The 12,397-nt window shown below is 67.3% G+C and carries 12 protein-coding genes; 10 read left to right on the forward strand and 2 right to left on the reverse strand.

Annotation, left to right across the window (positions count from 1 at the left end; genetic code table 11):
- The 5 genes from JMF90_RS07215 to JMF90_RS07235 form a co-directional block, all read left to right on the forward strand.
- On the forward strand, nucleotides 1–493 hold a 493-nt coding region (locus JMF90_RS07215; protein WP_201325007.1), incomplete at its 5' end, for a class I tRNA ligase family protein.
- A gap of 38 nt (nucleotides 494–531) precedes the next feature.
- Nucleotides 532–1,083, forward strand: coding sequence for an LPS assembly lipoprotein LptE (gene lptE, locus JMF90_RS07220; protein WP_027811048.1), 552 nt, complete (start codon nucleotides 532–534; stop codon nucleotides 1,081–1,083).
- 18 nt (nucleotides 1,084–1,101) lie between these two features.
- Nucleotides 1,102–2,196 carry a DNA polymerase III subunit delta gene (gene holA, locus JMF90_RS07225; RefSeq protein WP_125380848.1) on the forward strand — a complete coding sequence of 365 codons (1,095 nt, stop codon included), beginning with the start codon at nucleotides 1,102–1,104 and terminating at the stop codon, nucleotides 2,194–2,196.
- 195 nt (nucleotides 2,197–2,391) lie between these two features.
- Complete coding sequence (locus JMF90_RS07230) at nucleotides 2,392–3,663, forward strand: glutamate-5-semialdehyde dehydrogenase (protein WP_027811046.1); 1,272 nt, start codon at nucleotides 2,392–2,394, stop codon at nucleotides 3,661–3,663.
- Between the two features lie 23 nt (nucleotides 3,664–3,686).
- Nucleotides 3,687–4,109 carry a CopD family protein gene (locus tag JMF90_RS07235; RefSeq protein ID WP_089434541.1) on the forward strand — a complete coding sequence of 141 codons (423 nt, stop codon included), beginning with the start codon at nucleotides 3,687–3,689 and terminating at the stop codon, nucleotides 4,107–4,109.
- A 94-nt stretch (nucleotides 4,110–4,203) separates the two neighbouring features.
- On the opposite strand, the gene JMF90_RS07240 is transcribed toward JMF90_RS07235, so the two are convergent.
- The gene (locus JMF90_RS07240; RefSeq protein ID WP_124700513.1) at nucleotides 4,204–5,052 is read right to left on the reverse strand and encodes a MurR/RpiR family transcriptional regulator; all 849 of its coding nucleotides are present in this window, start codon (nucleotides 5,050–5,052) and stop codon (nucleotides 4,204–4,206) included.
- A gap of 294 nt (nucleotides 5,053–5,346) precedes the next feature.
- Here JMF90_RS07240 and edd point away from each other — a divergent pair, with 294 nt between their 5' ends.
- From edd to JMF90_RS07260, 4 genes are all read left to right on the forward strand, one after another.
- Nucleotides 5,347–7,203: a phosphogluconate dehydratase gene (edd, locus tag JMF90_RS07245; protein ID WP_069232183.1), complete on the forward strand. Its 1,857-nt coding sequence runs from the start codon at nucleotides 5,347–5,349 to the stop codon at nucleotides 7,201–7,203.
- Nucleotides 7,204–7,222: 19 nt separating this feature from the next.
- Nucleotides 7,223–7,849 carry a bifunctional 4-hydroxy-2-oxoglutarate aldolase/2-dehydro-3-deoxy-phosphogluconate aldolase gene (gene eda / locus JMF90_RS07250; RefSeq protein ID WP_011544577.1) on the forward strand — a complete coding sequence of 209 codons (627 nt, stop codon included), beginning with the start codon at nucleotides 7,223–7,225 and terminating at the stop codon, nucleotides 7,847–7,849.
- 216 nt (nucleotides 7,850–8,065) lie between these two features.
- Complete coding sequence (locus JMF90_RS07255; protein ID WP_011544578.1) at nucleotides 8,066–9,427, forward strand: GntP family permease; 1,362 nt, start codon at nucleotides 8,066–8,068, stop codon at nucleotides 9,425–9,427.
- A gap of 13 nt (nucleotides 9,428–9,440) precedes the next feature.
- On the forward strand, nucleotides 9,441–9,944 hold the full coding sequence (locus JMF90_RS07260; RefSeq protein WP_012327893.1) for a gluconokinase: 504 nt from the start codon (nucleotides 9,441–9,443) through the stop codon (nucleotides 9,942–9,944).
- Between the two features lie 70 nt (nucleotides 9,945–10,014).
- Here JMF90_RS07260 and JMF90_RS07265 read toward each other — a convergent pair whose 3' ends face one another.
- Nucleotides 10,015–10,662: a TetR/AcrR family transcriptional regulator gene (locus JMF90_RS07265; protein WP_078040657.1), complete on the reverse strand. Its 648-nt coding sequence runs from the start codon at nucleotides 10,660–10,662 to the stop codon at nucleotides 10,015–10,017.
- 277 nt (nucleotides 10,663–10,939) lie between these two features.
- Here JMF90_RS07265 and JMF90_RS07270 point away from each other — a divergent pair, with 277 nt between their 5' ends.
- Nucleotides 10,940–12,361, forward strand: a complete 1,422-nt coding sequence (locus JMF90_RS07270; RefSeq protein WP_125380847.1) for an FAD-binding oxidoreductase — start codon at nucleotides 10,940–10,942, stop codon at nucleotides 12,359–12,361.
- Nucleotides 12,362–12,397 lie beyond the last annotated feature (36 nt).

Consider the following 12,397-nt stretch of genomic DNA (forward strand, 5'->3'; position numbering starts at 1 on the left):
CGATGCCGACAAGGCGCTGCGCCGCGAGATCTACAGCGTGCTGAAGCAGGCTGATTTCGACTACCAGCGCCTGCAGTACAACACGGTCGTGTCGGCCGCGATGAAGATGCTGAACGCGATCGACGGCGCGAAGGGTGCGACGCCCGCCGTGCTGCGCGAGACGTACGGCGTGCTGCTGCGCGTGCTGTACCCGGTCGTGCCGCACGTCACGTTCGAGCTGTGGAAGACGCTCGGCTACGCGGACGAATTCGGCCCGCTGCTCGATGCGCCGTGGCCGAAGGTCGACGAGGCCGCGCTCGAGCAGGCCGAGATCGAACTCGTGCTGCAGGTGAACGGCAAGGTGCGCGGCGCGCTGAAGGTCGCGAAGGACGCGAGCCGCGACGCGATCGAAGCGGCGGCGGTGGCCGACGAGGCATTCGCGAAATTCAGCGACGGCAAGCCGGCGAAGAAGATCGTCGTCGTGCCGGGCCGCCTCGTGAACATCGTCGTCTGACGGCCGCCGGCCGTTGGACGTACCCAGAAGGAGCGAAGGTGATCCGCAGATCGTTTTTGATGCTCGTCGGCAGCGCGGTCGCGCTGTCGGCATGCGGCTTCCAGTTGCGCGGCCAGCAGGACTACGCGTTCAAGCAGCTGTTCGTGGCCGGTGCGCCGGCGCCCGTCGAGGCGCGGCTCACGCGCCTCGTCCAGGCCGGCAGCGACACGAAGATCGTCAAGTCGGCGGACGACGCCGACGCCGTGCTGCGCATGTGGGAGTCGCGTGGCCAGAACACGCTGACGCTCAACAAGTACGGCTCCGCGCAGGAGTACGCGCTGTTCTACACGCTGAACTACACGCTGACGAGCAAGGACGGCACCGTGCTGATCCCGCCGAGCGCGATCGCGCTGAATCGCGCGATGACGTACAGCGACCAGTACACGAACGCGAAGGCGCAGGAAGCCGACATCCTGTACGGCGACATGCAGAACGACGCGGTCGACCAGCTGATGCGGCGTCTCGCGATCGTCCACTCGCTGACGCCGGCGCCGGAGGACGTGGTGCCGGGCGTGGCGCCGCGCGCGCCGCTGCCGCCGCCACCCCTCTGATCGCGGGCGCACGCAGCGATGCAATTGCGACTTGATGCGCTGGAGCCGCACCTCGCGAAGGGGTTGGCCGGGCTCTATACCGTGTACGGCGACGAGCCGCTGCTCGCGCAGGAAGCGTGCGACCGCATTCGTGCGGCCGCGCGCGCGGCCGGCTTTACCGAGCGTTCGGTGCATACGGTCGAGCGCGGCTTCGACTGGAGCGTGCTGCTCGGCGCGACCCAGGCGATGTCGCTGTTCGGCGAACGTCAGCTGATCGAACTGCGCATTCCGTCGGGCAAGCCCGGCAAGGAAGGCGCCGACGCGTTGAAGACGCTTGCGGCCACACCCAATCCGGACGCGCTGATGCTCGTCACGTTGCCGCGCCTCGACGCGGCCACGCAGAAATCCGCGTGGTTCACCGCGCTGCAGAACGGCGGCGTCGCGCTGAAGATCGATCCGGTCGATCGCGCGCAACTGCCGAACTGGATCGGCCAGCGCCTGTCGATGCAGGGCCAGCGCGTCGCACCCGGCGACGACGGGCGCCGCGCGCTGCAGTTCATCGCGGAGCGCGTCGAGGGCAACCTGCTCGCCGCGCACCAGGAAATCCAGAAGCTCGGGCTGCTGTATCCGCAGGGCGCGCTGTCGTTCGAGCAGGTGCACGACGCGGTGCTGAACGTCGCGCGCTACGACGTGTTCAAGCTGAACGAAGCGATGCTCGCCGGCGACGCCGCGCGGCTCGCGCGGATGATCGACGGGCTGAAGGGCGAGGGCGAGGCGATCGTGCTCGTGATGTGGGCCGTCGTCGAGGAGCTGCGCACGCTGCTGCGGATCAAGCGCGGCACGACGGCCGGCAAGCCGCTCGCGACGCTGCTGCGCGAGAACCGCGTGTGGGGGCCGCGCGAGCGGCTGATCGCGCCCGCGCTGAATCGCGTGTCGGAAGCGGTGCTCGAAAAGGCGCTCGCATTCGCCGCGAAGCTCGACCGGCAGGTCAAGGGCTTGTCCGCCGTCACGCCGGGACGCCGCACGCAGGATGAACCGCCACCCGACCCGTGGGACGGGCTGTTCCGGCTCGCGATGACGGTCGCGGGCGCCCGCGGTGAACGACCGCCGACCGCGGGTCGCGTGCGACGCTAAGTCTCGTTCGAGCCTTCAGCGCGCGCTGCGCAACCCGCTTACAATGCTTCGATAGCTGGCGCGGCATATCGGCCGCTGCCCTGCACGGACGGCTGTCCCCGCAGATCGTCACCCCCGGATGGCTGTCCCGGGTGGCCGTCCCCGCTTCCCCACGAATTCATGCCGCCCCGCGCGGCTCGCTTCTCGAGTCACACGATGGATATCGATCAGTACATGACCGACCTGGGCCGTCGCGCCCGGCACGCTTCCCGCGCGATGGCGCGCGCCAGCACGGCCGCGAAGAACGCGGCGCTCGACGCCGTGGCCCGCGCGATCGAACGCGATGCGCAGGCGCTGAAGGACGCGAATGCGCGCGACGTCGCCCGTGCCCGTGAAAAGGGGCTCGATGCGGCGTTCGTCGACCGCCTGACGCTGTCGGACAAGGCGCTGAACACGATGGTCGAAGGGCTGCGCCAGGTCGCGTCGCTGGCCGATCCGATCGGCGAGATCGGCAACCTCAAGTTCCGCCCGAGCGGAATCCAGGTCGGCCAGATGCGCGTGCCGCTCGGCGTGATCGGCATCATCTACGAGTCGCGCCCGAACGTGACGATCGACGCGGCCGCGCTGTGCCTGAAGTCGGGCAACGCGACGATCCTGCGCGGCGGCTCCGAGGCGCTCGAATCGAATGCGGCGCTCGCGAAGCTGATCGGCGAAGGGCTCGAGGCGGCCGGCCTGCCGCAGGACGCGGTGCAGGTCGTCGCGACGGCCGATCGCGCGGCGGTCGGCAAGCTGATCACGATGACCGAATACGTCGACGTGATCGTGCCGCGCGGCGGCAAGAGCCTGATCGAACGGCTGATCAACGAGGCACGCGTGCCGATGATCAAGCACCTCGACGGCATCTGCCACGTGTACGTCGACGATCGCGCCGATCTCGCGAAGGCGCTGACCGTCTGCGACAACGCGAAGACGCACCGCTACGGCACCTGCAACACGATGGAGACGCTGCTCGTCGCGAGCGGCATCGCGGCGAAGCTGCTGCCGCCGCTCGGCAAGCTGTATCGCGACAAGCAGGTCGAGCTGCGCGTCGACGCGGCCGCGCGCGCGGTGCTCGCCGACGCGGGCGTCGGCCCGCTCGTCGACGCGACCGAAGAAGACTGGCATACCGAATATCTCGCGCCGGTGCTCGCGATCAAGGTCGTCGACGGCCTCGACGCCGCGATCGAGCACATCAACCATTACGGCTCGCATCACACGGATGCGATCGTCACCGAGGATCACGACCGCGCGATGCGGTTCCTGCGCGAAGTCGATTCGGCGAGCGTGATGGTCAATGCGTCGACGCGCTTCGCGGACGGCTTCGAATTCGGCCTCGGCGCGGAAATCGGCATCTCGAACGACAAGCTGCACGCACGCGGCCCGGTCGGCCTGGAAGGGCTCACGTCGCTGAAGTACGTGGTGCTCGGGCACGGCGAAGGCCGTCAGTAAGTCAACAGCGAGGCGCACAACCGATGGCAATGCTCTGGGTCAAGACGTTCCATGTCGTTCTGATCGCCGCGTGGTTCGCGGGGCTGTTCTACCTGCCGCGCATCTACGTGAACCTGGCCATGGAGACCGATCCGGCCGCGGTGCGGCGCCTGCTGCTGATGGCGCGCAAGCTGTTCCGTTTCATGACGATGATCGCGGTGCCCGCGCTCGCTTGCGGGCTGTGGCTGTGGCTCGTGATCGGCATCGGGCAGGGGCAGGGGTGGATCCACGCGAAGGTGACGGTCGTGCTGCTGCTGATCGTCTATCACGCGTATTGCGGGCACCTGCTGCGGGTGTTCGAGCGCGGCGAGAACCGCCGCACCGACAAGTGGTATCGCGTGTTCAACGAGTTGCCGGTGCTCGGCATGCTCGCGGCGGTCGCGCTGGTGGTGATCAAGCCGTTCTGATCGGCGCGGCCGGCGAAACCGTCGCCGTCGAATCATGCGCAACGGCGCCCCTCGGGGCGCCGTCGTTCGTTTACGCGCGGCGTTCCGCGAACCGCTACTCCTTCACCGGATCATCGATCCGGCGCCGCGTGATCGCCTCCTTCGCGCGGCCGACGCGTTCCATCAGCGCCGGCCCGCGCGACAGCGCGACGCCGACCGCGAGGATGTCGCCGATCGCGAGATGCGACATCCGCGACGTCATCGGCGAGAACACGTCCGTTTCCTCGGCGACGTTCGACGCGAGGCTGACCGTCGCGAGCTTCGCGAGCGGCGAATGGCTCTGCGTGATCGCGACGACTTTCGCGCCGCACGCGAGCGCGGAGCGCGCGGCGTCGACGATGTCGCGCGTGCGGCCGGTGTTCGAGATCGCGACGACGACGTCGTGCGGTCCGAGCAGCGCCGACGACATCGAGAACGTGTGCGGGTCCGAATACGCGACGCTCGGCACGCCGAGCCGGAAGAACTTGTGCTGGATGTCCTGCGCGGCGATGCCCGAGCCGCCGGCGCCGTAGAACTCGATGCGCGACGCGTTCGACAGCAGCGCGATCGCGTCGGCGACGCTGCCGGCGGACAGGCTGTTGCGCACCTCGATCAGCGCGCCGATCGTGCGGTCGAACACCTTGCCGATGATGCCGGGCGCCGGTTCGTTCGGCTCGACGTCGCGGTACACCGACGACACGCCCGGCGCGACGCTCTGCGCGAGCCGGATCTTGAATTCGCGAAAGCCGCTGCAGCCGAGCGCCTGGCAGAAGCGCGCGATGGTCGGCTGGCTGACGCCGGCGCGCATCGACAGCTCGGTCATCGCGAGGTCGAGCACCTCGCGCGGCGCGGCGAGGATGTAGTCGGCGAGCTTGCGCTCGGACGGGCGCAACTCGGCGCGGATCGCTTCAATGCGAGGCAGCATGGGACGGCAGGTGGAAATCGGGTTCGGATGAGCGAGTGTATCGCAATCGAATTGTAGAAAATCTACATGAAAATACTAGCGTAATCGTGATGGTTTCGATGCGAGGTTAGCGACACGAATTAGGGTTTTTACTGATTAAAGCCTTGCTGGTAGCGGGAATGGCGGTTGCGAACGCGTTAATCAGCATTGCGTGCTTGTAGTTTTTCTACTAGACTGCCTTCGTTCGATCGACGAAGCTCGACCGTCCCCACGATTCCAACCGCCGGTGTCGGCCGGCATACAGGAGCGCCCAGCATGACGTCGCTGCACCCCACTCTGGCGAAGGTCACCGAACGCGTGATCGCCCGCAGCCAATCGACCCGTTCCGCCTATCTGCAGCGCATCGACGGCGCGCAAGGCAAGTTCCCGGCACGCGGCGCGCTGTCGTGCGCGAACCTCGCGCACGGCTTCGCGGGCCTCGAGGGCAACGACAAGTTCGCGATCAAGGCGATCCGCGAGCCGAACATCGGCATCGTGTCCTCGTACAACGAGATGCTGTCCGCGCACGCGCCGTACAAGGATTTCCCCGAAATCATCAAGGCGGCCGCGCGCGAGAACGGCGGGGTCGCGCAGTTCGCGGGCGGCGTGCCGGCGATGTGCGACGGCGTCACGCAGGGCAACCCGGGGATGGAGCTGTCGCTGTTCTCGCGCGAGGCGATCGCGATGGGCACGGCGATCGCGCTCACGCACAACATGTTCGACGCGGCGCTCTGTCTCGGCATCTGCGACAAGATCGTGCCGGGTCTGCTGATCGGCGCGCTGCAGTTTGGCCACCTGCCGACGATCTTCGTGCCAGCCGGCCCGATGACGAGCGGCCTGTCGAACGACGACAAGGCGAAGATCCGCCAGCAGTTCGCGACTGGCCAGGTCGGCCGCGACGCGCTGCTCGAAGCCGAATCGGCCGCGTATCACGGCCACGGCACCTGCACGTTCTACGGTACCGCGAACAGCAACCAGATGCTGATGGAGCTGATGGGGCTGCACCTGCCGGGCTCCGCTTTCGTTCACCCGCACACGCCGCTGCGCACCGCGCTGACGGCCGAGGCCGCGCGCCGCGTGCTCGACCTGACCGTCGAGCGCGGTCACTACACGCCGATCGGCCATGTGATCGACGAAAAGGCGATCGTCAACGGCATCGTCGCGCTGCTCGCGACGGGCGGCTCGACCAACCACACGCTGCACTTGGTCGCGATCGCGCGCGCGGCCGGCATCCTGATCGACTGGAACGACTTCGACGAGCTGTCGGCCGTCGTGCCGCTGCTCGCGAAGATCTACCCGAACGGCAAGGCCGACGTGAACCATTTCCACGCGGCGGGCGGTGTCGCGTTCCTGGTACGCAACCTGCTCGAAGGCGGGCTGCTGCACGAGGACGTGACGACGGTCGCAGGCAAGGGGCTTGCGCACTACACGAAGGAGCCGAAGCTGATCGACGGCAAGCTGACGTGGGTCGACGGCGCGGCCGAGAGCCACGACACGAAGGTGCTGCGCGGCATTCGCGAGCCGTTCCAGCCGGACGGCGGCCTGCGCCTGATGCAGGGCCGGCTCGGCCGCGGCGTGATCAAGATCTCGGCGGTCGCGCCCGAGCACCGCAAGGTGACGGCGCCCGCGATCGTGTTCGACTCGCAGGAAGCCGTGCAGGAAGCGTTCGATCGCGGCGAGCTGAAGCGCGATTTCGTCGCGGTGGTGCGCTTCCAGGGCGCGCGCGCCAACGGCATGCCCGAGCTGCACCGTTTGACGCCGCTGCTCGGCGTGCTGCAGGATCAGGGCTTCCACGTCGCGCTGGTGACCGACGGCCGCATGTCGGGCGCATCGGGCAAGGTACCGGCCGTGATCCACGTGTCGCCGGAGGCGCTGCTGGCCGGCCCGATCGGGAAGGTGAAGACGGGCGACATGCTCGTGATCGACGCCGAAGCCGGCGTGCTCGACATCGAGGTCGACGACGCCGAGTGGCACGCGCGCCCGGTCGCGCAGCCGCGGCACCAGGCCGAGAACGAAGTCGGTTTCGGGCGCGAACTGTTCGGCGTGTTCCGCGCGGCCGCGGCGCCGGCCGAGCAGGGCGCATCGGTTTTCGGGACGCTGGTCGGCGAAACGGCCGCCCACGTCACCGCATGAATTTCAAGGAGCCAATTCAATGAAGACGATTGCTGAAATCGTGAAGCTGGGCCCGGTCATTCCGGTGCTCGCATTCGACTCGGTCGAGCAGGGCGAAAACGTGTCGCGTGCATTGCACGCGGGCGGCGTGAAGGTGCTCGAGATCACGCTGCGCACGCCGGCCGGGCTGGAAGCGATCCAGCGCGCGAGCCAGCTCGCGGACGACATCGTCGTCGGCGTCGGCACGATCACGAAGCCCGAGCACTGCGCGCAGGCCAAGCGTGCGGGCGCGAAGTTCGGCGTGTCGCCGGGCCTGACGAAGGAGCTGCACCTCGCGTCGCTCGACGCCGGCCTGCCGCTGCTGCCAGGCGTGATGACGCCGAGCGACATCATCCAGGCGCTCGAATTCGGCTACGACATCGTGAAGTTCTTCCCCGCGCAGCAGGCGGGCGGCGTGCCGATGCTGCAGGCGTTCCATGGCCCGTTCCCGGCGCTGAAGTTCTGCCCGACCGGCGGCATCACGGTGGACACCGCGCCGAACTTCCTGAAACTGCCGAACGTCGTGTGCGTCGGCGGCTCGTGGCTCACGCCGAAGGCCGCGCTCGCCGCGCAGGACTGGGCCGAAGTCACGCGCCTCGCGCAAGCAGCGAGCCAGCTGCCCCGTTAAGACTTGTACCAGATGACGGTTCAGCCCTCGGAAAGCAAGCGTTAGTGCTTGTTTTACCGAGGGTTTTTGCTGATGGAACCGGTTCTATCCGCGGATCGCAAAGATAAGTAAAATTCAGCGTCCTGACGGGGGGTACCCCCGTGTTTCGGAGACCCGCATAGCCGGGCATACTCGCAACGACTCGCCCGGTTCGAACAATTCTAGGAGGAGTGCCACATGGGGGCCGTCCAAGGCAGCATGCTGCTCGTATTCACGCTGATCGCGATTGCCGCGCTGATCCTGATGATCGCGCGCTACAAGATCTACCCGTTCCTGGTGCTGATCATCGTCTCGCTCGGCCTCGGTCTCGTCGTCGGCATGCCGATGGACAAGATCGTCAAGTCGTTCGAAACGGGCACCGGCGGAACGCTCGGCCACATCGCGATCGTCGTCGGCCTCGGCACGATGCTCGGCAAGATGATGGCCGAATCGGGCGGCGCCGAACGGATCGCGACCACGCTGATCGACTGGTTCGGTGAAAAGAACATCCACTGGGCGATGATGTTCGTCGCGATCATCGTCGGCCTGCCGGTGTTCTTCGAAGTCGGCTTCGTGCTGCTGATCCCGATCGCGTTCAACGTCGCGAAGCGCACCGGCAAGTCGCTGCTCGTCGTCGGCCTGCCGATGGTGGCCGGCCTGTCGGTCGTGCACGGGCTGATCCCGCCGCACCCGGCCGCGCTGCTGGCCGTCCAGCAATACGGCGCCGATATCGGCAAGACGATCGCCTTCGGCCTGGTCGTCGGCGTGCCGACCGCGATCATCGCGGGCCCGCTGTTCGCGCTGATGATCTCGAAGTTCGTGAAGCTGCCGGAAAACAACCCGCTCGCGTCGCAATTCGTCGATTCGCGTACGGACGGCGGCAAGCGCGAACTGCCGAGCTTCGGCATCACGCTGTTCACGATCTTGCTGCCCGTCGTGCTGATGCTCGTCGGCAGCTGGGCCGACCTGGTGTTCACGCCGAAGTCGCTGCCGAACAACCTGCTGCGCTTTGCCGGTAACTCGGACGTCGCGCTGCTGATCGCCGTGCTCGTGAGCTTCTGGACCTTCGGCGCGAAGCAGGGCTTCAACCGCGACCAGATCCAGAAGTTCTGCGGCGAGTGCCTGGCGCCGATCGCCGGCATCACGCTGATCGTCGGCGCGGGTGGCGGCTTCGGCGGCGTCCTGCGCGACAGCGGGATCTCCCAGCAGATCGTCGAGACCGCGAAGCACGCGCACCTGTCGCCGCTGCTGCTCGGCTGGTTCGTCGCGGCGCTGATGCGTCTCGCGACGGGTTCGGCGACGGTCGCGATGACGACGGCCTGCGGTATCGTCGCGCCGATCGCGGCGGCGTCGGGCGCGTCGGTCCGGCCGGAGCTGCTCGTGCTGGCGACGGGGTCGGGCTCGCTGATCTTCTCGCACGTGAACGACGGCGGCTTCTGGCTGATCAAGGAATATTTCGGGATGACGGTGGGCCAGACGTTCAAGACCTGGTCGCTGCTTGAAACCATCATCTCGGTGCTCGGTCTGAGTTTTACGCTGTTGCTGAGCGTGGTTCTGTAACAAGGGGTAGTCAATGATTCTGATCGCAATGGGCGTGTCGGGCGCGGGCAAGTCGCTGATCGGCGAAATGCTGGCGGAACGCCTGTCGTGCAGCTATACCGATGGCGACGCGTTTCACAGCGCGGCGAACAAGGAAAAGATGCACCACGGCATTCCGCTAACCGATGAAGACCGCTGGCCGTGGCTGCGCACGATTCGCGCGGCCATCGAGGAAAAGCAGCGCGCCGGCGAAACCGCCGTGTTCACGTGCTCGTCGCTGAAGCGGTCGTACCGCGACGTGCTGCGCGGCACCGACACCGACGTGCGGTTCGTCTATCTGAAGGGTTCGTTCGAGGTGTTGCAGGAGCGTCTGAAAAGCCGCACCGGCCATTTCTTCGATCCGTCGCTGCTGAAGAGCCAGCTGGACACGCTCGAGGAGCCGGGCCCGGACGAGGCGATCGAGGTCAGCATCGAGCTGACGCCCGAGCAGATCGTCGATCAGGTCATGCTGAAGATCGGCCACGCGCAGCAGCACTGAGCGCGGTTCGCGGTCATCGTCATGAAAAGGCGCCTTCGGGCGCCTTTTTCGTTGGCGATGCGCGAGCCGGTCAGGCCATGCGTGCGCGTTGCGCGATGCCGTCGAGCAGCACGTCGAGCATCGTGTCGTGCACGACGGCTGGATCGAGCTGCGCATAGAGCGGGGCGGCCGACTTGACGAGCGGATGCGCGGCGTCGGACAGCGCGTGCATTTCCGCGAGCTCGACGTCGTTCGCGGCGCGCGTGAGGCCGCCCGCTTCGGCGGCGGCGAGCCCGATCACGCTCGCGTACCAGCCGACGCATACCGACGGCAGCGCCGCGCGCGGGATGCCGGCATCGGTCAGCGCGCGATGCACGACCTCGATGTGCGCGAGATCGGCCGGCCCCGTGCTCATGTGCCGCTGCAGCAGTGCGAACGCGGCGGGATAGCGCAGCGCGAGCGTGCGGTACTGGCGCGCGAGGTCGCGCAGCCGTTCGCGCCACGGCAGTGAAGGCTCGACCGGCACGAGCGAGCGCGACAGTGCATTCGCGATCGCGCGGCTCAGGCCTTCCTTCGACTTGAAGTGATACAGCACGCTCATCGGGTCGCAGCCGACCGATTGCGCGAGCTTGCGCACGCTGAACGCGGCTTCGCCGACGTCTTCGAGCAGCGCGAGCGCGGCCGCGACGATCGCGTCCTTGTCGAGGCCGCGCGGCCCTTGGGCGGGTTTGTCTTTCATCGAGGCAGGCTGGCAGGCCGGTACCGTACCGGCTGTAAACTTGACGAAAGCTTATTCTACACTGTAGAATTATTTCTGCGGTGTAGAAATTGGGTGTCCCGGCACCTTTCAATACGTGCGTTCGCACAGTCCGGGATCCAGGCGGCACGAGCGTGCCTCCCGTCAACACGGGCCTTCTTGCCCCCTTTCTCGTTGACACCCATGTGGAACCGGCTGCCCCCGCCCGCGAAGCCAACAGGCTCTTCGACAGGCGGCCCAAGACCATGCAAGTGCAATCATGACTTCCAACAACACCCCCCTGATCCGGGGCGAAGCGCGTTTCGAGCAAACGCAACTGAACATCGAAAAAGACAACTGGAACTGGTGCGATCCGGCTCGCTACGACGGCGAGCATCCGGCCAACTGGTACGAGGCGTCGCTGTCGCCCCATGAAAACAGCGCGCCGCTCGCGCACGACATCGTGTGCGACGTGCTCGTGATTGGTGCCGGGTTGCTCGGCGCATCGGCCGCGCTGCATCTGGCGGAAGCCGGCGTCGACACGATCCTCGTCGACAAGCATCACGTCGGCTCGGCCGCGTCGGGCCGCAACGGCGGGCAACTGACGCCCGGCCTCGCGCGCTGGGAAGCGGCCGACATGATCGAGAACCTGTCGCACGACGATGCGAAGCGGCTGTGGCGCTTCGCGTCGGCCGAGTCGATGGACTTGATCGACGAAATCGGCGCCCGCTACGCGCTTGATCTCGACCGCAAGCGCGGCCACGTGACGGCGGCGATTCACCCCGGCCACATGAGCGCGCTGCTCGACGGCGCGGATGCGCGCCGCCATCTCGGCGACGCGGGCGTGACCCTCGTCGGCCGCCATCAGCTGCACGACGAATACGTGCGCTCGGGGCTGTATCACGGCGCGGCGATCGACGCGATCGGCGGCCAGATTCACCCGCTCGCGCTGGTGCGCGGCCTCGTGCACGGCTTCCGGCTGAACGGCGGCGCGCTGTTCGAAGGCACCGAAGTGCTTGAGCTCGACGAGACGCCCGCCGGCGTCGTCGCGACGACGCCGGGCGGCACCATCACCGCGCGCAAGGGGGTGGTGCTCGCGCTGCACAACACGACGTTCCGGCTGCTCGACGACGGCGCGGCGACCACGGTGCCGTTCTTCACGTACGTGAGCGTGACGGCGCCGCTCGACGTCGACGTCGCGACGCTGCTGCCGGCCGGCATGCCGGTGTACGACACGCAGTTCCAGATCGACTACTACCGGCCGGTGCGCGGCAACCGCCTGCTGTTCGGCGGGCAGGGCACTGGCAGCTGCTGGGCGCAGCCCGACGTCAACGCGTATCTGCTGACGCGACTGAACACGGTGTTTCCGCAGCACGACGGCCGCTTCGCGCTCGATTACTGCTGGAGCGGCGTCAGCGATTTCACGCTGAACGGCGCCACCGACAGCCGCAAGACCGACGGCCGCGTGCCGATGTACATGGTGCAGGGCTGGAGCGGGCACGGCGTCGCGCAGACGGTGCGGATCGGCAAGGCGATTTGCGACGATTTCGTCGGCCGCAACGACGATTTCTCGATGCTCACGGGCATCGATCACCGCGCGATTCCGCTCGGCCGGCAGTTGTCGCCGATCGCGATTCCGGCCGCGAAGGCAGCGATGAGCGTGATGAGCGCGCTGAACCCGGGGCGGATGATCTCGTTCTGATCGGCCGCGGCAGGCAACAAAAAGCCCGATGCGAAT

The organism is Burkholderia sp. E168m23 (assembly GCF_016586125.1).
GTDB lineage: Bacteria > Pseudomonadota > Gammaproteobacteria > Burkholderiales > Burkholderiaceae > Burkholderia > Burkholderia orbicola.